Raw genomic sequence first — 26,095 nt, 5'->3', positions numbered from 1 at the left:
TGACTGTAGCCAGAGATGTCGCTCTCAAGCAGCAACATGACCTATCGCGCGCTGCTCACCGCATGCAAGGCGATGCCCGCGGCAACCGAGGCATTCAACGATTCATTGCCGGTGGTCATCTCGATGCGAACCTTCCAGTCGCAGGTCTCGGCGACAAGGCGCGACAGGCCTTTGCCCTCGGATCCGATGACAATGACAACGGGCTCGGACAGCACGCGCACGGGCAATTCTGCCAGGGTGTGCTCGGCATCAGCTGCCAGGCCCACGACCGTGAATCCGCCCTCCTGCAAGGACTTCAAGGCACGCGTCAGGTTGGTGACCTGCGCCACTGGCACTCGAGAGAGTGCACCAGCCGAAGACTTCCAGGCTCCCGCATTCACCCCGGCTGAGCGACGCGCTGGCACCACGATGCCACCTGAACCGAACGCCGCCGCAGAACGCGCGATGGCCCCAAGGTTGCGGGTATCCGTCACGCCGTCCAAGGCAACAAGCAGCGAGCTGTCAATGAGTTCTTCGAGGTTGGCGTATTCATACGCCGGAACGGTCAGCACCATTCCCTGGTGCACGCCGCCATCAGTCATGCGATCCAGTTCGAGCTTGGTGACCTCCAGAATGGGGATGTTGGCTGCAAGCGCGCGACGAAGCGACTCACGCCAGCGGTCATCGGCCTCAACTCGTGTCTGCATGTACAGGCACTTGCCCGGAACTGAGGCTCGCAGGCCTTCGACAACGGAGTTGCGTCCCATCAGCATGCTTGCGTCTTCGCGCTTAGCGGGGCGTCGTGAACTTGTGCGTGGGGCGCGTTCATCTGTGCGCTCCGCAGCACGTTGACGCTTGGCGGCCGCGTGGTACGGACGCTCGATGGCCTTGGGTGTTGGTCCCTTGCCCTTCAACTGCTTGCGACGCTGGCCGCCAGAGCCGACGCTCGCACCCTTCTTGCTTCCAGGGGTGCGCATTGCCCCGCGACGCTGTGAGTTGCCAGCCATGATGTGTTGCCCCTTGCTATAGATGTGTGCAAAAAGTCTTGTATGTACAGGGTGTACTAGTGCTCAAGGCTCCAGCGAGCACCTTGAGCAGTGTCCTCTATATGAACGCCCAGGGAATCCAGGCCATCGCGAATCGCGTCGGCCGCCGCAAAATCCTTGCGCGCTCGAGCCTCCTGCCGCTGCTTAAGCAGGGCCGCAATCAACCCGTCGATGACACTGGTCAACTCCGTCGCACCGGACTGTCCAGGCCAGGTGTTCGGATTCAGACCAAGAACGTCAAGCATTCCAAGGACATGCGCCTGCGACTGCGCAACGCCTGCTCGGTCCCCCGCCGCAATAGCCGCATTGCCGACACGGACCGTGTCATGCAGCACCGCGCAGCCTTGAGCCACGGAAAGATCGTCATCCATTGCGTTGTCGAACTCAATTGGACGCGTCGGTTCAAGAGCACGGCCTTCCTCGCCTAGGAGTTCGGTCGAACGGGCAAGGAAGCCTTCGATTCTCTTGAAGGCTTGACCGGCTTCCTGCACCGAGGCATCCGAGTACTCCAGCATCGAGCGGTAGTGGACCGAGGCAAGGTAATAGCGCAATTCAATGGGTCGCACTCGCTTGACGACTTCAGAGACCAACAAGGAGTTGCCCAATGACTTGCTCATCTTCTCGCCGGCAGTGGTAACCCAGGCGTTGTGCAACCAGTAGTTGGCAAATGCATCGCCCGCAGCCTGCGACTGAGCAATCTCATTCTCGTGATGCGGGAAGATCAGATCCAGTCCACCGGCATGAATATCAAAGTGCGGGCCAAGATATTTGCCCGCCATCGCTGAACACTCGATGTGCCAGCCCGGTCGGCCTTCACCCCAGGGTGTTGGCCAGGCCGGTTCCCCCTGCTTGGCGGCTTTCCACATCGCGAAGTCACGGGCATCGCGTTTGCCCATGGCTTGGGAATCTGTCGATGCAACCATCTCGTCGGGCCGCTGTCCGCTCAGCTGGCCGTATGAGGGAAAGGACTGAATGTCGAAGTAGACATCGCCGTTGAGCTCGTAGGCGTGCCCGGACTCAATGAGTCGCTGCATCAGGCTCACCATTTCAGTGATGTGGCCAGTGGCACGTGGTTCGTAGGACGGGGGCAGGCAGCCAAGGACGGCATAGGCGTCGGCGAAAGCGCGCTCGTTGACCATCGCGATCGACCAATACGGAACGCCGGCGGACTTGCCGTTGTTGATGATCTTGTCATCGATGTCGGTGACATTGCGCACGAAAGTGACGTCGAATCCGCGAGCCATCAACCAACGTCGAAGGACGTCGAAAGCAACACCGCTGCGGATGTGGCCCACATGTGGCGGTGCCTGCACTGTGGCACCACAGAGGTAGATGCCAGCCTTGTTGGGCTCGAGGGGCACAAATTCGCGCATTGAGCGCGTAGCTGTGTCATGAAATTGGATAGCCACGAGCGCAGATTACCTATCGAGCGCGACTGGTACTTGCAACACAAGGGCAACGGCAATTGCGGCAACGCCCTCGCCGCGACCTGTCAGCCCAAGCCCATCCGTGGTGGTGCCAGACACGCTGATCGGCGCACCGACTGCGGCCGACAGGACCGCCTCTGCCTCTTGGCGTCGTGAACTCAAGCGCGGCCGGTTTCCGATGACCTGAACCGAGGCGTTGGCGATCACGCTGCCGCTTGCCCGTACAAGCACCGCAACGTGCTCAAGCATTGCCGCCCCTGTTGCTCCGCTCCATTTCGGATCGTCCGTGCCAAAGACAGAACCAAGATCGCCAAGTCCGCCAGCTGACAGCAGGGCATCGCACAATGCGTGGGCAGCGACATCGGCGTCGGAATGCCCTGCAAGACCGATGTCGTCGGGCCACAGCAGTCCCGCAATCCACATGGGTCGACCTTCTTCAAAAGCATGGACGTCGACTCCCATGCCAACACGCGGCAGTAGCGGCGCGGCGCTATCCGATGGCACGTGCCGCCCTTCGTTTGGCGAGCACGGCTTCAGCCAGCACCAGATCAATTGGCCGAGTGACCTTGAATGCCTCTTCGTGTCCTGGGATGACATGCACAGTGACGCCCTGTCGCTCAACCAAGGACGCATCGTCAGTTGCCGCATCGTCATCGGCGTTTGCATGGGCCGATTGCAGGACCGAACGAACGAATCCTTGCGGAGTTTGAACCGCACGAAGTGAACTGCGGTCAGGGGTGCCCACGACATCCTGCTGGGCATTGACCGTCTTGATGGTGTCGGTCACCGGCAGGGCCGGAATAACTGCGTCGCGCCCGCGACGCACTTCAGCCACAACCGCACTCACCATCTCACTTGGCACAAGAGGGCGGGCTGCGTCATGCACGAGGACGACATCTATATCTGCAGGCAAAGAGAGCAGGGCTCGGGCAACAGAGTCCTGTCGGGTGGCTCCGCCAGTGACCACGATCACCTCAGCGGTGCCCGGCTGACCGGCAAGCAACGAGCGCACTTCATCGACTTCAGATTCTGGAGCAGCTACCACGACAAGGTCCACAGCGCGCGAGGCCGCTAGGGCATGGACAGCATGAACCAGCATCGGCGTGCCACCAATGAGACGCAAGGCCTTGGGAACCCCGGCGCCCAGACGCTCACCGCGGCCGGCAGCAGGCACCAGGGCGGCAGTGCGCCCCAGAACAGCCACGTCTAGGAGGCGAGGACCCCATCGAGGATGGCCTCAGCCTTCACCTCGTTGGTCTTCTCCGCTAGGGCCAACTCACTGACCAGAATCTGGCGTGCCTTGGCAAGCATGCGCTTCTCACCGGCTGAGAGCCCACGCTCACGCTCACGCCGCCAAAGATCGCGCACGACTTCGGCCACCTTGATGACGTCGCCAGAAGCAAGCTTCTCCAGATTTGCCTTGTACCGGCGCGACCAGTTGGTGGGCTCCTCGGTGTAGGGCTGGCGCAGGACGTTGAAAACGCGATCCAGACCCTCTTGATTGACTACGTCACGAACGCCTACGAGATCAACGTTGTCGGAGGGCACGCGGACCGTGAGGTCACCCTGTGCCACACGCAGAACGAGATATTCCCGATTCTCACCTTTGACGGTTCGAATCTCCATGGCTTCGATTACTGCAGCCCCATGATGTGGGTAGACGACAGTGTCGCCGACATTGAAAGCCATTGAGTTAAACCCCTTTCGAGACCGCTAAGACTACCACGCGAAGACAGCCGGAATTATGGTCGCTACCCTGCATCCTGTGACGAACACCGCCATGCGCCACCGCCCCCTTGTCCGCCGCAGCACCATCGCCCTCAGCATCCTGGCGATAGCCGCTGTGCCAGCCCTCAGCGGCTGCTTCAATGGCATGGACGCCACCACGACGATGCAGGCCACCATGAATACGGGCAACGGCACCCAGACTCAAATTGGCGACATCAAAATCGTGAATGCCACTGTCGTGACGGGTGAGCCCGGTGCTGAGGCCATGCTCATCGGCACCTTCGTCAATGTTGGTCTCACGCCCGATGCGATCAACAGCATCGAGGTTGCCGGCAAGCCAGTGACGCCAGTGCCGGCTTTCGACGAACTCACTGCGGGTTCCAGCGTGAGCTTCGGCTATGTCGATGCCCCGATCAAGGTGCCGGTGGCTGGCCTGACTGCTGGGGTCAGCACGTATGTGCCTGTGAGTTTCAAGTTTCAAAATGCTGGCAACACCACGATCCAGGTGCTCACCGTGCCCGCAGTTGGCCAGTACGCCGGGATCGTTCCACTTGCCGCGCCTCCCGAGGCCGCTCCAGATGCTTCACTGACCGAAGAGTTGCACTAGCCCTCGAACTTGTAGCCAAGTCCTCGCACAGTCAGCAAGTGCATCGGGTGGGCTGGATCAACCTCAATCTTTGATCGCAGCCGCTTCACGTGCACGTCCAAAGTCTTGGTATCGCCGACGTAGTCGGCACCCCAGATGCGATCGATCAACTGTGTTCGCGTGAGCACGCGACCGGCGTTGCGCACTAGGAATTCCAACAGGTCGAACTCCTTGAGCGGCATTGCGACCGTGGTTCCGCGCACCGTGACGATGTGGCGATCCACATCGATGCGAATCGGGCCCTCCTCAATGACAGAAGGCAACAGGTCATCAACGTCACCATGGCGACGCAGCACAGCACGGACTCTGGCCAGCAACTCCCGTGATGAGAAAGGCTTGGTGATGTAGTCGTCTGCACCCAACTCAAGGCCAACGACCTTGTCGACCTCACCATCCTTGGCCGTCAGCATGATGATGGGGACCGCAGATTTTTGTCGAATGTGCTTGCACACCTCAGTTCCCGAAATACCAGGGAGCATGAGGTCCAGCAGGAGCAAGTCCGCACCATTACGATCGAAGAGCTCGAGTGCCTTGTGGCCGTCGCCGGCAACTTCGACCTCGTATCCCTCACGTTTGAGCATGAAGGACAACGCTTCGGAGAAGGACTCTTCGTCCTCGACTATCAGGACTTTGGTCATGAGTCCGTGGCTCCATCCGCCGTCGGCAATTCAACAATATTGAGTCCATAGAACTCCGCTTCAGTTTCAAGGCGGTACATCGGAAGGCGGAGGGTGAAGGTCGAACCGACGCCGACTTCAGACCAGACAGTGCATTCGCCACCATGGTTCTGACATACATGCTTGACGATCGCCAAGCCCAGGCCTGTTCCACCAGTGACTCGAGAACGTGCTGGATCCACGCGATAGAAGCGCTCAAAGATCCGGTCAAGATCATTGGCTGGTATCCCAATGCCTTGATCCTTGATCATGACTTCGACAATCGAATCGACCTGACGCGCATTGATCGCCACGCTGGTGCCATCGGAGGAATAAGCAATCGCATTGACGAGCAGGTTGCGCACTGCTGTCTGCAGTTGGCCAATGTCGGCGTAGACCAAGGCATCTGAATCCGGACCAATCACCAGGTCGATCTCGCGATCGGACGCAAGGGTGCGGACGTCTTCGATGGCGCGCTTGACCAGCTCATCTACATCGACGACTTCAGAATGCAGGAGCGGGTCATCGCCCTGCAGACGAGAAAGGTCGATGACGTCCTGCACGAGATGTCCAAGCCGAGTTGCTTCCAATTGCATCCGCTCAGCGAAATGGCGCACCTGGACGGGATCTTCGCTTGCCGATTGAACAGCCTCGGCGAGGATGGCCAATGCCCCAACCGGGGTCTTCAATTCGTGGCTGATGTTGGCGACGAAATCGCGGCGAACCGCGTCAACGCGACGCTCCTCAGCAAGGTCGTCAATAAGAACCAGGATGCCGCCAGTACCAAGATCAGCAACACGTACGCGCAGTTCGAGCAGTTCGCGGCCCAAGGGGGGGCGACGAACGCGCATCTCCTGCTCCCGCGGTTCACCGTCTGCAGCCACCTTGGCGACAAGCCGCGCGATATCGCTGATCGTGATGGCATTGCGATTGACCAGGCCCAGGGCAACGCTTCGCGCGCTGGCTCGCAGGATGTCGCCCTGCGCGTCCACCACAATCGAAGCCGAGGGCAACACCGCCAGGATTCGGGCTACCTCGTCGGGGATCTCGCGAGTATCAAGAGGCATCCCATTTGCATCCACGGGACGGACAAGACGGCGAGCCACATTCGAAGGATAGGGACGGGCTCCGCTAGGGAGAAATCTCCAACACGAGAATGGTGAAGCATTTGCCCAGGGTTCACTCTGCCGGCGAGGCGTTCATTCGCCAGTCAATTCCCGTTCACCCTTTGGTCATAGAAGCCGGGCAAACTCCACCTATGGGTGCGTATGCTCCAACGCGAAGGGGGGCACACCAGCCCATGGCATATGCAAGTGACATCGAGGCCGTCAACGCGGAGCTCGTAGAGGTTGCCACGCTCGTGGGTCTGGCGATGTTCAGCGCTACCCGAGCCCTCCTGAATTCCGACAACGATCTGGCCCAATCAGTGATTGCCCAGGACGAGCGAATCGACATTCTCACCGCAGATATCGAAGAACGCTGCGTGGATCTGATCTCAGCTCAGCAGCCGACTGCCCGTGACCTGCGCATCCTTATCGGCTCCCTGCGCATCGCTGCCTCACTGGAGCGGATGGGCGATTTGGCCTCGCACGTGGCCAAACAGGCGCGTATGCGCTTTCCCAACCCCGTCGTTCCCGAGGATCTGCGCGGCACTTTCGAGGAAATGGGAGCTCTAGCGCAGGCGATCGTGACCAAGACCGGTCAGGTCATAGCCACCAAGGATCTTTCACTGGCTGCTGATATTGCCGCTCATGACGAGGAAGTCGACCGACTGCATCGTGAATTGTTCCGCGTTGTGCTCTCTCCTTCTTGGTCAAGTGGCATTGAGGCGGCGATCGACATCACACTGCTGTCTCGCTACTACGAGCGCTATGCAGACCACGCGGTTTCGGTCACTCGCCGCCTGATCACGATCGTCACCGGTGAGCCATATGTCGGCGTCTCCCTCACGCAATAGCCCACCATCAGGTCTCGCCATACCGTTTGTCAGGTGTAAGCGTTTGTGTCAGGCTGCCCTTCGAACTTACGCAGGGAGCGACGAATGACAGTGCGGCAGTTGCGGGCTTCCACCCGCTTGCCAAAGAGAGTGGCGCTCCTTTCGATTCACACCTCTCCCCTTGATCAACCAGGTACTGGCGATGCAGGCGGCATGAATGTGTACGTCATGGAGACTGCCAAGCAACTGGCCACCGCCGGAGTCGCCGTGGAGATCTTCACCCGCGCGACAGCTTCCGATCTGGATCCGGTTGTCGAATTTGCGCCAGGAATTCTGGTGCGCAACGTCACCGCAGGTCCCTTTGAGGGTCTGCGCAAGGAAGATCTGCCCGGCCAGCTCTGTGCCGTGACTTCTGGCGTGCTGCGGGCCGAAGCGGCCCGGCCCGAGGGCTGGTTTGACCTCATTCACTCGCATTACTGGCTCTCGGGCCAGGTTGGCTGGCTGGCATCGGAACGGTGGAATGTGCCACTCGTGCACTCGATGCACACCATGGCCAAGGTCAAGAATGCTGACCTCGCGGACGGAGACCTGCCCGAACCGGCGGGCCGTCTCATCGGTGAGGAGCAGGTTGTCAGCGCCGCGACGCGCCTGATTGCCAATACCAATGACGAGGCGCGTCAACTGATCGACTTGTACGGCGCCGATCCTGCAAGGGTGGATGTTGTGCACCCCGGGGTAGATCTCGAACTGTTCAAGCCAGGTGATCAAGCACAGTCCCGCGCATTGCTTGGCCTCCAACCCGATGCCAAAGTGCTGCTCTTTGTCGGGCGCATTCAGCCGCTCAAGGCGCCTGATGTCCTGCTGCGAGCCGCAGCCGCGATGCTTGAGCGCGAACCTTCACTGCGTGCTCGCCTTGTCATCGTCATTGCCGGAGGCCCTTCAGGCACAGGCCTGGACCATCCGACTGGTCTTGCCGATCTCGCCGAAGAACTCGACATCGTGGATCTTGTGCGTTTTGAGCCACCAACTGACCGGGCCACGCTTGCTCATTGGTATCGCGCTGCGGATCTCACGGTCGTACCGTCCTACTCGGAATCCTTTGGTCTTGTGGCTATCGAATCTCAAGCGTGCGGCACACCAGTCGTTGCGGCGGCAGTCGGTGGTCTTCGCACCTCGGTCTCTGATGGATCCAGCGGAGTGCTCATCACTGGTCACAACGCAGACGAGTACGCGCGAGTTCTGGCCGACCTGCTCGACAATCCTGCCCATCTGCGGCAACTGCGAACGGGCAGTCGAATACACGCTGCACGATTTGGCTGGGCATCCACCGCGAGTGGGCTCATCACGTCGTACACACGCGCGATGCGGGAGTTCGAGCTACAGGTAACGCGCGTCGCCCAGTGAGCACTGCGCAGCAAGTAGCGGAGACCATTCGCGCATACCTCGGCGAGAACGAGATTGAGTACGAAGAGATCGCTGGGCCAACATTTGTCATCACCCTGCCAGGCGACAAGAAACTCAAGACCAACGTTGCGCTGACTGTTGGTCAGCACTCTGTAACCGTCAGCGCCTTTGTCGCCCGGCGCCCTGAAGAGAATCACCAAGGCGTGCACGAGTGGCTGCTCGAGCGAAACCGGCGTATGTATGGCGTGGCATTCTCCATCGATCATCTGGGCGACATCTATCTGACCGGGCGCGTCTCTCTTGGCTCTATTGACGACGACGAACTTGATCGACTGCTCGGCGCAGTTCTGCAGTACGCCGACGAATCCTTCAATCCAATTCTTGAAATGGGATTCCTTGGAGCCATGCAGCGCGAATGGGACTGGCGCATCTCGCGAGGTGAGTCAACGATGAACCTCGAAGCGTTCCGGCACCTCCTGGAACATTCGGGTGGAGGTCATCCCGATGCTTGATCCCCGCGAGAGCCACGGCAAAATGCCGTCATGATTGAGATGCACAATGATTGAGATGCCGATATGACCCAGAGCCAAGATCCTTACACTCTCATTTTGCTTCGCCACGGCGAAAGCGAGTGGAATGCCAAGAACCTGTTCACCGGATGGGTCGATGTCGACCTCAATGAGAAGGGCCTGGCCGAAGCCGTGCGCGGAGGCGAAATGCTCCGCGACGCCGGCCTGCTGCCAGATCTGGTCTACACCTCATTGCTGAAGAGAGCGATCAAGACCTCACAGATTGCCCTGGATGTATGCGACCGCCATTGGATTCCGGTGTTTCGCAATTGGCGACTCAATGAGCGCCACTACGGGGCGCTACAAGGCAAGGACAAGGCCCAGACTCTGGAGCAGTACGGCGAAGAGCAGTTCATGCTGTGGCGCCGTTCATACGACACCCCGCCGCCACCAATCGATCCCGAGAATGAGTTCGCGCAGACCTACGACACGCGCTACTCAACACTTCCTCCTGAAGCCCGGCCGACGACTGAATGCCTCGCCGATGTCGTGACTCGACTCCTGCCGTATTGGCAGGATGTCATCGTGCAAGAGGGGCTTCGCAGCGGCAAGACCGTGCTCGTTGCTGCCCATGGAAATTCACTGCGCGCCCTGGTCAAGCATCTTGACGGCATCTCCAATGAGGACATAGCCAGCCTGAATATTCCGACCGGGATTCCCTTGGTCTACCGACTGGATGAGGACCTCAAGCCCATAAAGCGCGGAGGCGAATACCTGGATCCCCAAGCAGCGGCTACCGCAGCAGCAGCAGTCGCCGCTCAGGGCAAGAAGTAGCTACCAGCGGTTGGCGAGCAGCTCGATGATGCGCGGACGCACGTCAAAGAGGTAGACGAGTGAGGCCACCAGGCCAGCGATGCCGAAGATTGACAGCGGGTCCTGGAATACCAGGGCTGCCAGTGCTGAGATCCCGGTGAGGAGCAGCCACAGCACTTTGTTCTGTCGGCTCACGGCCGCAAATGCCGGGGCCGGTCGCCGAATGCAGTCGATGAAGGCGTAGACCTTGATCACAAGGAACAGCACCCACAGCACCAAAAGGACGAGATTCTGCACCTGATAGAACATCGCCTCAAGGTAACTGATGAGTCATCCGACGGCTGCGACTGGACTCCCGAAATGGCAGGCTGTTCTTCATGCGAGCGTTAGTGCAACGAGCCCTCAACGCCGCGGTTCTGATCGATGGCGAAGTGATCAGCTCCTTCAATGGTCGTGGTCTGGTGGCACTCATTGGCATCACGCATGACGATGATGCGGCGACGGCACGCAGATTGGCTGCCAAGCTCTTCCAGCTTCGCATCTTCACGACGGACGAGAATTCAGGCGAATTCTCCGCAGAAGAACTCCAGCTTCCACTGCTGGTGATCAGTCAGTTCACCCTGTATGCCGACACGTCAAAGGGCCGCCGACCGAGTTGGAATGCTGCTGCGCCCGGCGAGATTGCCGAGCCGATATTCGATATCTGCTTGCAGGAATTGAGGTCTCTGGGTGCCGTGGTGGGTACCGGCCGGTTCGGGGCAGAAATGCAGGTGCAACTGACCAATGACGGACCCGTCACCATCCTGCTGGAGCTGGATCCTCAACTGCCGAGATGAGTTCACCGTTGTGGTCGACCACCAGAGGCGCATCGAAAGCAACATTGCGCTTGAGCACCGCCAACGCGATGTTGCCCTCTTCGAAGTGACGCGCCGCTGTGCCGATCCATCCGACTGTCTTTCCGGCCACGATGACGACATCGCCGTGCGCAGGCAGTTCTTCGGTTGAACCATCCAGATGGATGAGCGCCAGACGGCGCGGCGGCTGACCCAGATTGTGGACCTTGGCAACGGTCTCCTGTCCGCGGTAGCAACCCTTGTTCAGATGCACTGCTGAACCCAGCCAGTCGACCTCATTGGGAATCGTGCGGTGGTCAGTCTCGCAATTCATGCGCGGCATGCCAGCAGCAACGCGACTGGCCTCAAAGGCCCAAGTGCCAACCTGTGGGCTTGCCGAGAGTCGATCAGCCAGGGTGGAGCGCGGCAAGACAAGTTCGCGACCCGCGAGTCCTCGCTGAGCGAAATGCTCGGGAACCAGCCAGGTGGGAAGCTGCGGATCGATGTCCTGAATTGGCTCGTAGACCACGGCATAGCTCTGGCTGACATCGGCCACTTCAACGCGGAGCATGAAGCGCATCGAATCGAGGTACTTCAAGAGACCTTCGGCTTGACCCGGTTGAGTGATGATCCAGGTGGTCTGTCCGTCATCGACCAGATGCAACTCGTATTCGACATGGCCGTTGGGGCTCAAGATGAGCGCAAGTGCGCTTTCTCCGGCTGACAGCACATTGACCAACTGCGTGGTCAGGTCATTGAGCCAGGACAGCCGATCGACACCCGTGACCGTCAGTACCCCGCGATTGCTGAGGTCCACGACCCCGGCGCCAGTCTGCAACAGACGCTGCTCCCCGAAGGGATCGCCGTAGTGCCAGGCAACTCCCTGATCAAGGATGCCCCCGGGAGGCATGATCGACATCAGCGGCTCCGGACCAGGTCTTCGCCAAGGACTCCAAAGCACGATTCGCATTCACCGTGTATGGCCATGTGTGAAATATCCGTGACAAAGGCGTGATCGGATCGCAATTGCTCTACGAAGGTCTTGGCGATGTCGCCGGGCGCACTGGATACCCGTCCGCAGGTATCGCACACGAGGTGGATATGCAGTTCTTCGTCGACTGCGTGATACGTGGGAGCGCCATGCCCGATGTGCGCATGCGTGACAAGCCCGACGTCTTCCAGCACTTCGAGGGTGCGATAGACCGTGGAAAGATTGACGCCCGACGCAGTCCTTTGCACCTCGACGAGGATCTCCTCCGGGGTGCCATGACGCAGTCGCTCTACTGCCTCAAGCACAAGTTGGCGCTGGGGCGTGATGCGGAATCCATGTTCGCGCAGGCGTTGATCCCAGTCGCTGTTCACAGACTCTCCTCAATCGGATGCAAGGTGGCCGCCAGGTGATTGCTCAGCGGTTGACCCATGGCCGACATGTCAAAGGTCCACAGTAAGCGTCCATCGACCAATCCGTAGAGGCGATGTCCCTCGGAGTAGTCCTTGGCGCTCTCAGTGCGCGCGACCAGATCGGTGCGCAGCTCAACTCGGGCTCCGGTGATCTTGGCCTGTTCAATACCGGTGACCTCGACCTTTCCGTACCAGATCTCTGCGTAACCGGTGGAGTGCGAGAGCTGCATCTCCACGGTATTGGCTGGCCCCGGGCGAAGGAACCCCGATTCTGCGGCCAGTGGCTTCACGCGATTGCCCTGTTCATCAAGCAGCCAACTGCGCGACACATATGAAAGAAACGGTCGTCCGTCGGTGCTGAACGACACTTCCTGACCGAAGCGAAAGTCCTCGATTGTGGGGTACTGACCGGTACCAACGCCGACCCAAAGACCGATCATCCACGACAGTGAGGCCAACTCCGTTGGGAGCGCGGGAACCGCCATGAAGCTCAGTCCTGACTCATGAACAAGCCAAATGCGCCACGCCAGAGCGCAAGACCCAGAAGCGCGAGCGCGCCGACGACCACACCCGTGTAGACGATTTCAAGCATGTGCGGAAGCCTACCTTCCATGACTGCGAATTCCTTGAGACCTTTAGTGGTCAAAGTTGTAGCGGGCATTGACGAACCCGAGCGTTGCGCTCAGGCATTCAATGTCGCGGCCATTGCGGCCGCATCCGGGTCGAAGGTGAGCCTTTGGCTGGCAGGTGAAGCAGCATGGCTTGCTCTGCCCGGAAGAGCTGCGGAGTTCAGCCTTGATCATGCGGCTGCACTGGAGGATCTCCTTGCCGCCATAATCGAGACCGGCTCAGTCACGCTCTGCTCTCAGTGTGCACAACGCCGAGGCATCAGTTCAGAGCAGGTGCTCGCTGGCATTCGCATCGCGGGAGCTGCCAGCTTTGTCGAAGAGATCCTGACGACCGACGCGCAAGCGCTGGTCTACTGAATTGCAACTGGACGAGCGAAAATGCGGCGCCCGATCAGGTACATCTCACATCCCAGACAGAAGCCGAAGGCCGCATTCAGGAATGCCGCGGCCAGCGCCATCGCGACAGCGACATAGGCAATGGCGGTGACTGCGCTGATGATTCCCATCAGCGCCACCGCAGTGAAGATGAAGCCGACAAGGGCCGCAAAGCGTGGGGGTGCAGCGTCTTCAAACTCCGATGGCGGGGCCAACCGAGGTTGCACGAGGGAGCGAAAGACAATTCCGTATGGCTGGTAGCGAAGGCCAAGAAATGCTCCCAGGCCAAAGACCAGGGTCTGCAGCACCAGCAGGCTTACACCGACAGCCGAGTCCAAGGTCAGCAGGATGAGCGCCAGCACAACAGTGGTGACGGCGGCAGCAAAGCGGGGTCCGCGCACGTCAACTTCAACGCGCGGATCGCAATCAACAGGCTGAGACATGGTGTGAGGCTAATCCCGTCATTGTCGAGAAACAAGGTTGCAATCAGTCATTGCAATTCTCAGGCGCATGCAAGCCATCTGCAACTCAGGACTGGATGACCTGCCCGAGGGCAGCAATCACGTCGGCCTTTCGCGGCAGTCCTACAGCTCGCTTGGTGATCAGACCTCGCGAGTCCAAGACCAAAACAGTGGGGGTTCTGCGCACATCGAGCAGTCGCACGAGCTCCAGATGGGCCTCGGCATCGATTTCGATATGCACGGTTCCCTCAACCATGGTCGCCACCTCGTCAAGAATGCGGCGGGTGGCCCGGCACGGCTGGCAGAACGCTGTGGAGAACTGCACGAGGGTGGCTTCAGTACCCAGATCGGCGCCCAATTGCGCGGCAGTCAACTGCTCTCCGCCATGTTCGGCGATGGAGGCATTGGTGACATCAACCTCGGGGTCATCGTCACCCACCGGCACCGGCACCGGCACTGCACTGCTCACGGACTTCATGCGACCGTCGGTCTGGCGACGCCAGAGTCCAAAGGCTGTCGCCGCAAGCAGAACGACAACAATCAGGCTCAGTCCGCGCATCGCGCCAACCCCCATTTCGCCAAATCGTCAATCGTGCTGAGTTGCACTGCACCCTCAGCATGCCCAATGCCGTCCAAAACCCAAAGTTCGGTATCGATATTGCCACCCTCAAGGGCTGCTCGATGCAGAGCCCTGGGATGCTCCAGCGGAAAATACCGATCTGCTGTTCCATGGATCACCAACAGTGGAGTGCCCCTCAGCATTCCCGCAGCAGCCACGGGCTCGACCGGTGGAGTCTCTGGCCACTTCTCTGGTGCCACCCTCGTGCCTTGGGCATGCAGCACTCGGCGCCCTGTGGGCGTCTCGATGAGCCAATGCACCAGACGCATGACGCGGGTCCCGCGGTAGTACCAGAACGCTGGTCCACTCACTGCGACGACGACATCAGGGGGATTCGAAACGAACGGGTCCCCCGTGGACGCCTGGTCTGGGTAGATCGACAATCCGGCCTGCCGGATCGCCACAGCGGCTCCAAGTGAGAAACCGACGGTGATCACCCTCCCGTAGCCCAGATCGCGGGCCCACCGGATGGCAGCGTCGACATCAAGCACTTCAAGTCGCCCCACGGTCGATTGGCCGGCCGAGGCGCCATGGCCTCGCAAATCCACGGTGATGACGTCTCCAAAGCCCGCCAGGCGCTCGACAATCGCCTGAACCTGGCCTTCCAGGCCATTGCCGTTGAATCCATGGACGACCACAAAGACCGCCCCGCCGACCCCGTCCAGGTGTCGGGCAGCGAGCTCAACCCCGTCTGAAGCGACCAGCGTGGTTTGACGGACGGGCCTCATGGGACCATTGTCGCTCTAGTCAGAGGCCGCAACGCCCCAGGAGGTGCAGCAGATGCGAATCGTGCTGCTCACCCGTGCCCTTGAGTCCTCCGCCGAAGTCCTCCCAGCGCTCATGCTCCTGACTCATCAGGTTCGCACTTTGCCGGCTGAGCCAACTGCCCTGCTGAACGCACCTGAGTGCGACGTGCTCCTAGTTGACGGCCGCCGTGATCTGCCAGCTGTCCGCGGGCTGACCCGACTCCTGCAGCAGACCGGCGTGCAAGCACCACTGGTGCTGGTCACAACTGAGGGCGGGCTGGCTGCTGTCCAATGGGACTGGGGCATGGACGAGGTACTGCTCGACACTGCCTCTCCTGCTGAGGTCGAAGCCCGGCTGCGCCTAGCCGCCTCTCGACTGACCCCTGAAATCGATCCGAATTCAGCAAATTCTGAAGAGATTCGCAGCGGCGAGTTGATGATCGATGAAGGCACGTACACCGCCAAGCTGCGCGGCCGCGCGCTTGACCTGACCTTCAAGGAATTCGAGCTGCTGAAGTTTTTGGCTCAGCATCCAGGACGAGTCTTCACTCGCGCGCTTCTCCTGCAGGAAGTCTGGGGCTATGACTACTTCGGTGGCACGCGCACTGTTGATGTCCATGTCCGGCGCTTACGCGCCAAGTTGGGCCTGGAGCACGAGGCACTGATCGGCACAGTGCGCAACGTCGGCTACCGCTTCGTACCGCAGCATCTTGACGAGGCTTCGATGGCAGTGCTTGAAGACGAGATTCTTGAAGTAGGGCTGCAGTAGGCGTGAAGGGTCTGGAAATCACGACTCGGCTGGACCAGCCGCAGATTGATCTCGCCGTTGCGCTCATCGAGCAGGTGACCGAATTCGATGGACTCTCCCCGGTTTCTGAGCACGTGCTTTTGCACCTGCGTCATGGCGGAGACGATCACGGCCGGCACTTCCTGCTGTGGCAGGACGAGGAGCTCGTTGGCTACGCCCATCTGGATGTCACAGATGAAGTCGAAGGCCCGAGCGCGGAGATCGCAGTGGCGCCAAAGGTCCGCACCGAAGAACTGGGTCGCGCACTTATCTCCGAAGTGCTCGCGGCCACTCCTTCAGGCCGCCTGCGCCTGTGGGCGCATGGCGAGCAGGCTGATGCCGGCAAGTGGGCGCTCAGTCTTGGCTTCCGACACCTGCGCACCCTGTGGCAGATGCGTCGATCGCTGCTGGCGCCCCTGCCGCCGGCGGTGTTCCCCGAAGATGTCGTTTTGCGCACCTTCATTCCCGGCGTGGATGACGAGGAGTGGGTGAAGGTGAACGCATTGGCCTTCGCTGGACACATGGAGCAGGGCGACTGGACCATCAATGACCTGCATCGTCGGATGCAGGAGCCATGGTTCTCCGTGCCGGGCTTCCTGATTGCGGCCGACAAAGCATCTGGACGCATGCTGGGCTTCCACTGGACCAAGGTTCACGGCTCAATTGACTCTGACCATCATCACGGTCATGTGCACGAGGCCATCGGCGAGGTGTACGTCGTGGGGGTGGATCCGACCCTGCAAGGCAAGGGCCTTGGCCGAGCTCTGACTCTCGCCGGTCTTCATCACATGCGCTCTCGCGGACTCGTCCAGAGCATGCTCTATGTCGACGCCACAAATGAGGCAGCCATCACCCTCTACGAGGACATGGGGTTCGCACGGTGGGATGTCGACGTCATGTACCGCTACCAATCGGCCATCTGATGCCTACTGCCTGTTCACCTTCCTGTGGAACGATGCCAGCGTGACAAGTTCATCAGAGACCGTCCCCGCCGAGCGATTTCTCGATCGGGAGCTGTCATGGCTGTCCTTCAATCAGCGGGTCCTTGAACTCGCAGAAGACAAGAACCTGCCGATTCTGGAGCGGGCGAAGTTTCTCGCTATCTTTGCCAGCAACCTCGACGAGTTCTTCATGGTGCGCGTTGCCGGTTTGAAGCGACGCATCGCCACCGGCATTGCCGTCCGCTCAGCAAGCGGCAACAACCCCAAAGAGGTGCTGGAGTCCATCTGGGACCGCGCCCACTCTCTTCAGCGCGAGCATGCCCAGGTCTTTCAGGCCGAGGTGCTGCCCGGTCTGGCCGAAAAGGGAATCGAGCTCCTCCGCTATGAGCAACTGACTCAAGACGAGCGCTCTTCGCTCGACAAGTTCTTCCATGCGCAGGTCTTTCCGGTCCTCACCCCTTTGGCCGTTGACCCATCGCACCCATTTCCCTACATCAGCGGGCTCTCACTCAACCTTGCTGTAGTGGTGCGCAATCCAATTACTGGAAACGAACTCTTCGCACGCGTCAAGGTTCCGCCGTCCCTGCCTCGATTTGTGCCGCTGGGATCGCAACGTTTTGTGCCTTTAGAAGATGTCATCGCTTCCCGGCTCAGCGAACTCTTTCCGGGTATGCAGATCTTGCAGCATCACAGTTTTCGCGTGACTCGCAACGAAGATGTTGAAGTTGAAGAAGACGATGCTGAAAACCTGCTGCTCGCCCTTGAACGCGAACTCATGCGCCGCCGATTCGGGCCCCCGGTGCGCCTTGAGGTCGAGGCCTCGATCGACCCCTATGTGCTCGAGCTGCTGACCAGCGAATTGGACATCACTGAAAGTGAGGTCTTCCGAATCCCAGGACCCCTTGATCTGACGGGACTTTGGGGCTTCGTCGAGCTCGATCGTCCTGACCTGAAGCAGGCGGTCTACGTCTCGCACACCTCACGGACCCTGTCTGAAGTCGAGACTTCACACGCGCCTGACATCTTCGCAGTGGTTCGAGAGCGAGATGTCCTGCTGCACCATCCCTACGACTCATTCAGTACCAGCGTGCAACTGTTCCTGGAACAGGCAGCAATCGATCCGCATGTGCTTGCCATCAAGCAGACCCTCTATCGGACCTCTGGCGATTCGCCCATCGTCGATGCACTGATCAATGCAGCGCAGAACGGCAAGCAAGTGCTTGCGATCGTTGAGATCAAGGCTCGCTTCGATGAGCAGAACAACATCGACTGGAGTCGCAAGCTTGAAGAAGCCGGCGTCCACGTGGTGTACGGACTGGTCGGACTCAAGACGCACAGCAAGGCATCGATGGTGGTGCGCAACGACGGCGACCAACTGCGTCGCTACTGCCATCTGGGCACCGGCAACTACCACCCCAAGACCGCACGGCTCTACGAGGACATGGGCCTGCTGACCTGCTCGGCCGAGGTTGGCGAGGATGTCTCGAATCTGTTCAACGTGCTCTCGGGCTATTCGATGAACACTGAGTACGCACGACTGCTGGTGGCTCCACATTCAGTTCGCACAGGCCTAGTCGAGCGCATTGAGCGAGAGATCGAAAACCACGAGGCCGGAGTGACCTCTGGAATCCGCTTCAAGTGCAACGCCCTTGTCGACGAGCCCGTCATTGATGCGCTCTACCGCGCTTCACAGGCTGGAGTGCCGGTCGACGTCTGGGTACGAGGCATCTGCGCCCTGCGCCCCGGAGTTCCAGGCTTGAGCGAGACCATCCGAGTGGTGAGCATCCTGGGTCGCTTCCTGGAGCACTCACGTGCCTACTGCTTCGAAAATGGCGGGGATCGGCAAGTGTGGATCGGCTCAGCCGACATGATGCATCGAAATCTTGACAGACGAGTCGAGACTCTCGTGCGCTTGGTCGAAGGCACGCAGATCGCGTGGGTCAATGAGCTATTCGACATGGCCATGGGTGGTGACTTCTGCGTCTGGAATCTTTCGGAGGAAGGGGTCTGGACGCGCAGGGTGTACGCCGATGACGGCACCCTGCTCCCCGATTATCAGGAGACTTTGATGGCGCGCGCACGTCATTCGGGTGTCTCGTGAGCGCACCGACAAGCCATCGGGAGATCGAGCGCAAATTCCGGGTCCATGCGATGTTCACATGGCCAGATCTCTCCACCGTGGTCGAACAGCTTGAAGAGCAGCCAACCGTTGCTATGACTGCGGTGTATCACGACACCGCAGACCTCACCTTGTTCCGCTGGAAGGTAACCCTGCGTCGACGCGAGGGCGGAGCCGATCAGGGCTGGCACCTCAAGCTTCCAGTGTTCGGTGCGGGTGACTGGGTTCGCGATGAACTGCAGACTCCACTTGAGTCGGGCGCGATCGGACAGATTCCTGCCGAGTTGGCAGACATCATCGGTCCCCTCGTACGCGCGCAGGCATTGACGCCGGTTGTTGAATTGCGCACGCAACGCACGCCGCGCATTGTCAGCAATAGCAACGGGGTTCCGCTTGTTGAGATCGTCGATGACACTGTCACGGTTGTCGATCGGAGCGGCACTGCTCTGGCGATCTTCCGTGAACTCGAAATCGAATTGCTCGACAATGAGAATCCAGACGCGCTGGACGCCATGGATCGCTTGAGCGGCGCATTGCTCAACGCCGGTGCCGTTCCCGGAACCATGAGCAAGGCAGCCGCAGCCCTGGGGCCACGTGCGTCCGCGCCGGCCGATGTCCCTGAACTCCCGATGCCCCCCCGTACTGGCATTGCAGCGGACGCGGTCCGTTCGACAATTGCCGGTCACGTGCGCGCTCTGATCTTTGCCGACGTAGCAGTACGTCGCGATCTGCCTGACGCCGTCCATCAGGTCCGCGTTGCAGGCCGACGACTGCGCAGCATTCTGCGCACCTTTGATCCGCTGCTCGAGCATGAATGGGCAGAGCAGCTCGAAGAGGAACTTGCTTGGCTGGCCACAGAGATGGGCATCATTCGCGACAGCGAGGTTCTCGAAGAGCGGCTCATCGCGCACAGCGCTCTCTTGCCAGAACCGCAGTCTCAGATGGCGCAGGATGCGACCCGAACGGCCTTGGATCGGCGCGTGGAAGGCGCGCGTTCAGGGGCGATGGCCGCTCTGCGCAGCGACCGGCACACCTACCTGATCGAAGATCTCATCAGTGCAGCGCGTGAGCCACGGCTTCTGGACGATGCCTACCAGGCCTGCGAGGACGTACTGCCCCCCTTGGTCGCGCATGCCTGGAATGCCCTTGCGAAGTCCTGTCGCAAGTTGGAGCTGGAAGGGCCCCCTGATGAGTGGCACCGCGCCCGAATCAAGGCCAAGCGCGCCCGTTACGCCGTTGATGCAGTGCTGCCGGTATTTCCATCTGGCGCTGTGCGCCGCTTTGCCAAGTCACTTGCCGAGATCACCGAGCTTCTGGGGGACCATCAAGATGCATATGTGGCTCAGATGTTCGTGCAGGAGTTGGCACAGCACCCCGATACCAACGGGCAGACCGGCTTCGCTCTTGGCCTGCTGCACGCGATCGAGGTCGAGTCCGAATACGAGGGCCGCCTGAATTTCGCAGACGCCTGGAGCACGACGAGAAAAGCTGCGCGACATTCGGGTTTGCTATGAGCGACAGCGGCATGCTTCCGATTCGTGCAGCTGGCGTTGTGCTCATGCGGGGTGCGCAAGGGCGATACGAAACCTTGATCGTCCATCGCCCTCATCGAAGTGACTGGTCACTGCCCAAGGGCAAGATCGACATGGGCGAACATGTCATCGCGGCTGCTGTCCGCGAATGCGATGAGGAAACCGGCGTCCAAGCCGTGCTCGGTCCGCGCCTGCCCACATTGGAGTACGAAGCGTTAGGGCTGCCAAAGACTGTGGACTATTGGGCGGCACGCGTTGCCAGCGAAGAGGAATTTCTCCCAGACGACGAGGTCGATGAGATTCGCTGGATGCCTGTCGCACAGGCGAGGCAACTACTGACCTACGAACGCGATGCCGACTTGGTCGAACAAGCTGCGACTCTGCCACCGACTGTTCCGCTGATCATCTTGCGCCATGCGCAAGCAGCAAAGCGCTCTGATTTCAAGGGCAAGCACGATCATCAGCGGCCAGTCAGCGGCAAGGGTCGAAGTCAAGCAAAAGCCCTCGTTCCGCTGCTTGATGCCTACGGTATTTTGGCCGTGCATTCATCAGATGCCGAGCGCTGCATGCAGACCGTGAAGAAATTCGCCAAATACGCCCAAGTGCCCGTCATTTCTGAGTCGGCTCTGAGCGAGGAGAACTACGACTCAAATCCAAAGAAGACGGCGGCGCGCATTCGCGATCTGGTCAGTCAGCATCATGCAATGGTGATCTGCTCGCATCGACCAGTGCTGCCCACAATCCTGGAAACACTTGCCGAGGCCATGGGCGAGGACTGCACTCGACCGGCATGGGATCCGCGAATGCAGCCGGGGGCCTTCATCGTGCTGCACCGGGCCTTCGCGCCTGATGGAACCCCCCGCCTTGTCAGCATCGAGAGGCACGACCTCAACGAGTAGGGCCGCCCACAGGCAATACCCGCACGGTCACAGTCTGAACCTTGCGCCCTTGATTCAGCTGCACAACGCAGATACCTGTGCTCTTCATGCGAACTCTGGCACCGGCCACCAGGCACACGCGCGGCGTCCGCACCACCACCCGTGATATCGAAGCCGGATCCAAGCCAAGCCAGAATGCCAGTGAGTTCACTGCGAGCCGGGCGCCGACCACGCTCTCACCGCCAGTCACCCTGACCGGCAGGGTCGGTGCGCTCGCCAATCCGGGTCCAAAGCCATTGCTTCCCTGCACGGTGAATGTGACTTCGGTGCCTGGGGTGAGTTGAGTGAAGACGCACGCAGTTGACATGGTCGAGCACGTCTGGCCACCGGGCATCGCGGTGACCTGCCATTTGGTGGAGCCAGCTCCTGCACCGGAGATCGGGTTCCACGACACATCCACGCGTCCTTGCGATGCCCGCACGACCAGTCCTGTTGGGGTAGCTGGCACGGCTACCGGCAGATCGATCCTGGACTGCAGCCACGGAAGAAAGGTCGTCAGTCGGGTGTACAGGCCCGGATACCCTGCTTTGGCACACTCAGTGCCAAAGCTCACTACGCCAGCAAGGGTCGGGACTGGTGCGGACACCACAAGTGGTCCACCGCTGTCGCCCTGGCAGGTGTCGACGGCGCCTGTTGGCGAACCAGCACACACATCCTGCATCGGATCCACGTCCGGCCCGTACTGCCCGCACGGATCATTCGGACCAGCAAGGATCAGGACGTCAGCTCGCATCAATTGATCGGTCGTATTCGTGCCTGTGGGGTTGGTGACACCCCAGCCCGCCACCACAGCGCTTGCTCCGCTGGCCGGCCAGGTACCCGCATCCTGACCGAAAGGCAGAGCAAGTGCTTGCAGATTTCCGGTGAGATCGATCGGGCGACTGAGGGTGATCAAGCCGATGTCATTGTCAAAGGTGTCGAGACGAAAATCTGGATGAGGAGTAATCGATGCCACAGGCAGTTCCTTCAACTGCGAGCGGTCACTCGTCTTGGAGATCCCGCCCCACACTCGAACATCGGCAGCGGTGTACCCGTTCAGACAGTGCGCCGCGGTGATGATGGTCGTCGTGCTCACCAGGGTGCCAGAGCACTGCAATGAATTGCGCATGATGATCAACACCTGCCAGGGCGACTGATCGATTGCGCTGGGGCTGCCGCCGATGATGCGCGGAATACTCTGGGGAGCCGCATTCGCCACCGCCGGCGTGACGCACGTGACAATCGCCGCCAGGATGGCAACGAGCCGAGTTTTCATCGAGCGGCCTGAGTGCCCTTACCCAGAACGACGATACCTGCATCGCTCACGGTGTAGACGCTTCGATCTCGCTCTGTGTCAACGCCAATCTGGGCACCGTCTGGAATGACGACGTTCTTGTCAAGAATCGCCCTGCGCACCACTGCATTGCGTCCGATACGCACACCAGGCATCAAGACGCTGCCCTCTACATAAGCACCAGATTCGACAGACACATTTGAGGCGATAACGGACGTACGCACGTGCGCCCCGGAGATGATCGTGCCGGCGCCGACCATCGACTCATGCGCGTTGCCGCCCTCAACGAACTTTGCTGGAGGCAGCGAGGGCAAGTGCGACAGGATCGGCCAGCGGCGGTTGTACAGATTGAAGATCGGGTGCACAGAGACAAGATCCATGTGCGCATCGTGGTAACTGTCGAGGGTTCCGACATCGCGCCAATACCCACCGTCGCGTTCAGTGGCACCAGGGACCACGTTGGTGGCAAAGTCGTACACGCGAGCCTCGCCGCGAGCGGTAAGCATCGGAATGATGTTGCCGCCCATATCGTGCAAGGAGGAAGGGTCCGCCGCATCTTCACGCAGCACGTCAATCAACGCTTCAGTTGAGAATACGTAGTTGCCCATGGAGACGTAGCTGGACAGATCGTCGCCTGGGATTGTCGGCGGATTCGCTGGCTTCTCAAGGAACTCAGTGATCGTGTGCCCATCAGCTGCCGTCTGGATCACTCCGAAGTCATGAGCTTCAGACTGCGCCATCCGGATACCCGCAACAGTCACAGCCGCGCCCGAATCAATGTGCGCCGCGATCATCTGCATGGGATCCATGCGATACACGTGATCGGCACCGAAAACGACGACATATTCGGGAGCTTCGTCGTGCACCAAATTGAGGCTTTGGAAGATGGCATCAGCGCTGCCGGTGTACCAACGCGGACCCAAGCGCTGTTGAGCCGGCACAGGCGTGACGTAGTCACCCAAAAGCGTGGGCATGCGCCAGGTCTGAGTCACGTGGCGGTCAAGGGAGTGTGATTTGTACTGCGTGAGAACGCACACGCGTCGCAGACCTGCGTTGATGAGATTGGACAGAACAAAATCGATGAGGCGGTAGGAGCCACCGAAGGGAACTGCAGGCTTGGCGCGGTCTCCGGTCAAGGGCATGAGTCGCTTGCCCTCGCCTCCGGCGAGGACCATAGCTAGCACATGTGGATCCGCGCTCACCCTTAAACCTTAGTGCCGAAATGCCCACGCGACCCGCTTCACATCAAATGCCTATGCTCATCATGTGCGCATTGGAATCCTCACTCGCGAATGGCCGCCGGAGATCTACGGCGGGGCTGGTGTGCACGTCGATCAACTCGTTCACGAGTTGCGCAGATTGACCCCTGTCTACGTGCACTGCTTCGGCGGGCATCGCGCTGACGCGACGGCCCACCCCGTGCCAACCTCACTGCACGGAGCCAACCAGGCAATCCAGACCCTTGGGGTGGATCTTGAGATGGCAATGGCGGTGGCCAACGTGGATCTAGTGCACTCCCACACCTGGTACACCAACCTCGCCGGGCACGTGGCCTCACTTCTCTACGGAATCCCGCACGTCATCACTGCTCACTCCCTGGAGCCGATGCGACCCTGGAAGGAGGAACAGCTCGGTGGTGGGTACCACGTCTCGTCCTGGGTCGAGCGTTCGTCCTATGCCGAGGCCAAGGCGGTCATTGCTGTCAGCAATGGCATGCGCAACGACGTCCTTGCCTCCTACCCCTTCGTCGACCCGGCCCGCGTACACGTCGTGCACAACGGCATTGACACCTCGATCTACCAGCCACAGAGCAGCATCGGAAGCTTCGAGCGGCTGGGGGTCAATCCGGACAAGCCCTACCTCCTCTTCGTCGGCCGCATCACACGGCAAAAGGGTCTAGTCCATCTACTCCGTGCAGCGCAGCAGTTTGCCGGCGATATTCCGCTGGTGATGTGCGCTTCAGCTGCGGACACAGCCGAGATTGAGGTCGAGACCGCAGAAGCCGTTCGTGAACTGCGCGCCGCGCGCGGCACCGACAGTGTCATTTGGATCGAGAAGCAGGTCGATCGAGACACCCTGATCGAGTTGTTCTCAAATGCCCTCGCCTTTTTGTGCCCGTCTATCTACGAACCGCTTGGCATCGTGAATCTGGAGGCAATGGCCTGTGAGACGGCCGTGATCGCCAGCGATGTTGGCGGGATTCCAGAAGTCGTCGCCGATGGCCAGACCGGCTTGCTTGTGCATTACGACGTCGATGATCCAGCAGGCTTTGAACGGGCGTTCGCCAACGCTGTGAATGCCCTCATCGAGGATCCCGCTCGAGCCGTCCTCATGGGCCAAGCCGGGCGTGAACGTGCAGTTGCACACTTTGGCTGGGATGCCATTGCCGAGCAGACAGTTGATGTGTACCGAGCCGCAATCGAGAGCTGAAGTTCCTTCGCAGTTCTACTGAAAGACGACTGTTCTGGTACCGGTCAGCATGATTCGATCTTCAGCGAACAGACGCACGGCCCGCGCCAGCACAACGCGCTCAACATCTCGCCCAATCTCGGCAAGGTCAGCAGCTGTCTGCGCGTGCGTCACTCGCTCAACCGCCTGCTCGATGATCGGACCTTCATCAAGCTGGGCAGTCACGAAATGTGCGGTGGCTCCGATGAGCTTCACGCCGCGATCGTGTGCCTGCTGGTAGGGACGAGCTCCTCTGAATCCGGGCAGGAACGAATGATGAATATTGATGATTCGCCCGGCCAGCTCGGCACACAGGTGTTCGCTGAGCACCTGCATGTATCGGGCGAGTACCACGACGTCCACATCGTGCGCCTTGGCAAGACTCAGAAGCTCTGACTCCTGGCTCGCGCGTGTCTCCGGCGTCACCGGCAGGTATACAAATTCAATGCCATGACGCTTGGCGATGTGCTCGCAGTCAGGGTGATTGGACACGATGAGCGGGATGTCGATAGGCAGCTCACCGATCTCGTGGCGATACAGCAGGTCGACCAGGCAGTGATCGTGCTTTGAGACCATGATGAGCGCCCGACGGCGATCAGTCTCATGCCTCAGCGATAGTTCCGGCTCAAAACCGGCCACGCGAGCCTGAAGCGCAGATTGAACCGCTTCGAGCTCCAGCGGCGATTCAAATTTGGTGCGCATGCTGAAAATGCCCGAATCCTCATCAGTGAATTGGGCCTGCTCAAGAATGTTGCCCTGCACATCGAGCAGGGCGCCGGTGATCGCGTACACGATTCCAGGACCATCAACACACCTGAAGGTGAGGATGTAGTGCTTGTTATCGGTCAC

The 26,095-nt window shown here is 60.0% G+C and carries 30 protein-coding genes; 13 read left to right on the top strand and 17 right to left on the bottom strand.

Going from position 1 to position 26,095, the window contains the following annotated elements; all coding sequences use genetic code 11:
* Positions 1-41: 41 nt before the first annotated feature.
* The 5 genes from rlmB to Q8M73_00510 are packed head-to-tail and all read right to left on the bottom strand — an operon-like array spanning position 42 to position 4,141.
* The gene (rlmB, locus tag Q8M73_00530) at positions 42-986 is read right to left on the bottom strand and encodes a 23S rRNA (guanosine(2251)-2'-O)-methyltransferase RlmB (protein MDP2287041.1); all 945 of its coding nucleotides are present in this window, start codon (positions 984-986) and stop codon (positions 42-44) included.
* A gap of 56 nt (positions 987-1,042) precedes the next feature.
* Positions 1,043-2,434 (bottom strand): cysteine--tRNA ligase, encoded by a 1,392-nt coding sequence (cysS, locus tag Q8M73_00525; protein ID MDP2287040.1) that lies wholly within the window; start codon positions 2,432-2,434, stop codon positions 1,043-1,045.
* Between the two features lie 9 nt (positions 2,435-2,443).
* Positions 2,444-2,914 (bottom strand): 2-C-methyl-D-erythritol 2,4-cyclodiphosphate synthase, encoded by a 471-nt coding sequence (gene ispF, locus Q8M73_00520; GenBank protein MDP2287039.1) that lies wholly within the window; start codon positions 2,912-2,914, stop codon positions 2,444-2,446.
* 28 nt (positions 2,915-2,942) lie between these two features.
* Entirely contained in the window at positions 2,943-3,656 is a 714-nt protein-coding gene (gene ispD / locus Q8M73_00515; GenBank protein ID MDP2287038.1) for a 2-C-methyl-D-erythritol 4-phosphate cytidylyltransferase, read from the bottom strand.
* A gap of 2 nt (positions 3,657-3,658) precedes the next feature.
* Positions 3,659-4,141 (bottom strand): CarD family transcriptional regulator, encoded by a 483-nt coding sequence (locus Q8M73_00510; protein MDP2287037.1) that lies wholly within the window; start codon positions 4,139-4,141, stop codon positions 3,659-3,661.
* 76 nt (positions 4,142-4,217) lie between these two features.
* Here Q8M73_00510 and Q8M73_00505 point away from each other — a divergent pair, with 76 nt between their 5' ends.
* On the top strand, positions 4,218-4,787 hold the full coding sequence (locus Q8M73_00505) for a hypothetical protein (protein ID MDP2287036.1): 570 nt from the start codon (positions 4,218-4,220) through the stop codon (positions 4,785-4,787).
* Here the strand turns inward: Q8M73_00505 and Q8M73_00500 are convergent.
* Entirely contained in the window at positions 4,784-5,464 is a 681-nt protein-coding gene (locus Q8M73_00500; GenBank protein MDP2287035.1) for a response regulator transcription factor, read from the bottom strand. The genes Q8M73_00505 and Q8M73_00500 overlap by 4 nt on opposite strands.
* Positions 5,461-6,588: an ATP-binding protein gene (locus Q8M73_00495; protein MDP2287034.1), complete on the bottom strand. Its 1,128-nt coding sequence runs from the start codon at positions 6,586-6,588 to the stop codon at positions 5,461-5,463. Before Q8M73_00495 ends, Q8M73_00500 begins: the two co-directional genes overlap by 4 nt.
* A 194-nt stretch (positions 6,589-6,782) precedes the next feature.
* On the opposite strand from Q8M73_00495, the gene phoU reads away from it, so the two are divergent.
* The 4 genes from phoU to Q8M73_00475 all read left to right on the top strand — a co-directional run bounded on the left by phoU (position 6,783) and on the right by Q8M73_00475 (position 10,165).
* Positions 6,783-7,439, top strand: a complete 657-nt coding sequence (gene phoU, locus Q8M73_00490; protein ID MDP2287033.1) for a phosphate signaling complex protein PhoU — start codon at positions 6,783-6,785, stop codon at positions 7,437-7,439.
* An 84-nt stretch (positions 7,440-7,523) separates the two neighbouring features.
* On the top strand, positions 7,524-8,822 hold the full coding sequence (gene mshA / locus Q8M73_00485) for a D-inositol-3-phosphate glycosyltransferase (protein ID MDP2287032.1): 1,299 nt from the start codon (positions 7,524-7,526) through the stop codon (positions 8,820-8,822).
* Positions 8,819-9,334, top strand: a complete 516-nt coding sequence (locus Q8M73_00480) for a YbjN domain-containing protein (protein MDP2287031.1) — start codon at positions 8,819-8,821, stop codon at positions 9,332-9,334. Before mshA ends, Q8M73_00480 begins: the two co-directional genes overlap by 4 nt.
* A 63-nt stretch (positions 9,335-9,397) precedes the next feature.
* Positions 9,398-10,165, top strand: a complete 768-nt coding sequence (locus Q8M73_00475) for a phosphoglyceromutase (GenBank protein ID MDP2287030.1) — start codon at positions 9,398-9,400, stop codon at positions 10,163-10,165.
* Here Q8M73_00475 and Q8M73_00470 read toward each other — a convergent pair whose 3' ends face one another.
* Positions 10,166-10,453 carry a DUF2516 family protein gene (locus tag Q8M73_00470; protein ID MDP2287029.1) on the bottom strand — a complete coding sequence of 96 codons (288 nt, stop codon included), beginning with the start codon at positions 10,451-10,453 and terminating at the stop codon, positions 10,166-10,168.
* Positions 10,454-10,521: 68 nt separating this feature from the next.
* Here Q8M73_00470 and dtd point away from each other — a divergent pair, with 68 nt between their 5' ends.
* Positions 10,522-10,980 carry a D-aminoacyl-tRNA deacylase gene (gene dtd, locus Q8M73_00465; GenBank protein MDP2287028.1) on the top strand — a complete coding sequence of 153 codons (459 nt, stop codon included), beginning with the start codon at positions 10,522-10,524 and terminating at the stop codon, positions 10,978-10,980.
* Here dtd and Q8M73_00460 read toward each other — a convergent pair.
* From Q8M73_00460 to Q8M73_00450, 3 genes are read right to left on the bottom strand one after another with little or no spacing between them, the layout of a single operon-like run.
* Positions 10,940-11,896, bottom strand: coding sequence for a folate-binding protein (locus Q8M73_00460; GenBank protein ID MDP2287027.1), 957 nt, complete (start codon positions 11,894-11,896; stop codon positions 10,940-10,942). The two genes, dtd and Q8M73_00460, sit on opposite strands and share 41 nt — an antisense overlap.
* Positions 11,896-12,339, bottom strand: coding sequence for a Fur family transcriptional regulator (locus tag Q8M73_00455; GenBank protein ID MDP2287026.1), 444 nt, complete (start codon positions 12,337-12,339; stop codon positions 11,896-11,898). Before Q8M73_00455 ends, Q8M73_00460 begins: the two co-directional genes overlap by 1 nt.
* Positions 12,336-12,863, bottom strand: a complete 528-nt coding sequence (locus tag Q8M73_00450) for an FABP family protein (GenBank protein MDP2287025.1) — start codon at positions 12,861-12,863, stop codon at positions 12,336-12,338. The genes Q8M73_00455 and Q8M73_00450 overlap by 4 nt, the downstream gene beginning before the upstream one ends.
* Before the next feature lie 126 nt (positions 12,864-12,989).
* Here Q8M73_00450 and Q8M73_00445 point away from each other — a divergent pair, with 126 nt between their 5' ends.
* Positions 12,990-13,364 carry a DsrE family protein gene (locus tag Q8M73_00445; protein ID MDP2287024.1) on the top strand — a complete coding sequence of 125 codons (375 nt, stop codon included), beginning with the start codon at positions 12,990-12,992 and terminating at the stop codon, positions 13,362-13,364.
* Here the strand turns inward: Q8M73_00445 and Q8M73_00440 are convergent.
* The 3 genes from Q8M73_00440 to Q8M73_00430 form a co-directional block, all read right to left on the bottom strand.
* Positions 13,358-13,825, bottom strand: coding sequence for a DUF4395 domain-containing protein (locus Q8M73_00440; protein MDP2287023.1), 468 nt, complete (start codon positions 13,823-13,825; stop codon positions 13,358-13,360). The genes Q8M73_00445 and Q8M73_00440 overlap by 7 nt on opposite strands.
* Before the next feature lie 85 nt (positions 13,826-13,910).
* The gene (locus Q8M73_00435) at positions 13,911-14,402 is read right to left on the bottom strand and encodes a thioredoxin family protein (GenBank protein MDP2287022.1); all 492 of its coding nucleotides are present in this window, start codon (positions 14,400-14,402) and stop codon (positions 13,911-13,913) included.
* Complete coding sequence (locus Q8M73_00430) at positions 14,390-15,190, bottom strand: alpha/beta fold hydrolase (protein MDP2287021.1); 801 nt, start codon at positions 15,188-15,190, stop codon at positions 14,390-14,392. The genes Q8M73_00435 and Q8M73_00430 overlap by 13 nt, the downstream gene beginning before the upstream one ends.
* A 52-nt stretch (positions 15,191-15,242) precedes the next feature.
* On the opposite strand from Q8M73_00430, the gene Q8M73_00425 reads away from it, so the two are divergent.
* Genes Q8M73_00425 through Q8M73_00405 form a run of 5 tightly spaced genes read left to right on the top strand, consistent with a single transcriptional unit; the run spans position 15,243 to position 21,486 of the window.
* Complete coding sequence (locus Q8M73_00425; GenBank protein ID MDP2287020.1) at positions 15,243-15,977, top strand: response regulator transcription factor; 735 nt, start codon at positions 15,243-15,245, stop codon at positions 15,975-15,977.
* Between the two features lie 2 nt (positions 15,978-15,979).
* A complete protein-coding gene (gene mshD / locus Q8M73_00420; GenBank protein MDP2287019.1) occupies positions 15,980-16,918 on the top strand; it encodes a mycothiol synthase in 939 nt (312 codons plus the stop codon).
* Positions 16,919-16,958: 40 nt separating this feature from the next.
* Complete coding sequence (locus Q8M73_00415; GenBank protein MDP2287018.1) at positions 16,959-19,037, top strand: RNA degradosome polyphosphate kinase; 2,079 nt, start codon at positions 16,959-16,961, stop codon at positions 19,035-19,037.
* Positions 19,034-20,569 (top strand): CYTH and CHAD domain-containing protein, encoded by a 1,536-nt coding sequence (locus Q8M73_00410; protein ID MDP2287017.1) that lies wholly within the window; start codon positions 19,034-19,036, stop codon positions 20,567-20,569. The genes Q8M73_00415 and Q8M73_00410 overlap by 4 nt, the downstream gene beginning before the upstream one ends.
* Positions 20,566-21,486: an NUDIX domain-containing protein gene (locus tag Q8M73_00405; GenBank protein ID MDP2287016.1), complete on the top strand. Its 921-nt coding sequence runs from the start codon at positions 20,566-20,568 to the stop codon at positions 21,484-21,486. Before Q8M73_00410 ends, Q8M73_00405 begins: the two co-directional genes overlap by 4 nt.
* On the opposite strand, the gene Q8M73_00400 is transcribed toward Q8M73_00405, so the two are convergent.
* Positions 21,476-22,780, bottom strand: coding sequence for a trypsin-like serine protease (locus Q8M73_00400; GenBank protein MDP2287015.1), 1,305 nt, complete (start codon positions 22,778-22,780; stop codon positions 21,476-21,478). The genes Q8M73_00405 and Q8M73_00400 overlap by 11 nt on opposite strands.
* Positions 22,777-24,000: a glucose-1-phosphate adenylyltransferase gene (glgC, locus tag Q8M73_00395; protein ID MDP2287014.1), complete on the bottom strand. Its 1,224-nt coding sequence runs from the start codon at positions 23,998-24,000 to the stop codon at positions 22,777-22,779. Before glgC ends, Q8M73_00400 begins: the two co-directional genes overlap by 4 nt.
* A gap of 64 nt (positions 24,001-24,064) precedes the next feature.
* Here glgC and glgA point away from each other — a divergent pair, with 64 nt between their 5' ends.
* A complete protein-coding gene (gene glgA / locus Q8M73_00390) occupies positions 24,065-25,228 on the top strand; it encodes a glycogen synthase (GenBank protein ID MDP2287013.1) in 1,164 nt (387 codons plus the stop codon).
* Between the two features lie 15 nt (positions 25,229-25,243).
* Here the strand turns inward: glgA and purU are convergent, their stop codons facing one another.
* Positions 25,244-26,095 (bottom strand): formyltetrahydrofolate deformylase, encoded by an 852-nt coding sequence (gene purU / locus Q8M73_00385; GenBank protein ID MDP2287012.1) that lies wholly within the window; start codon positions 26,093-26,095, stop codon positions 25,244-25,246.

The sequence above is a fragment of the Actinomycetota bacterium genome (assembly GCA_030684515.1).
GTDB lineage: Bacteria > Actinomycetota > Actinomycetes > S36-B12 > S36-B12 > UBA11398.
This window is presented reverse-complemented; position numbering and strand designations above follow the sequence as displayed.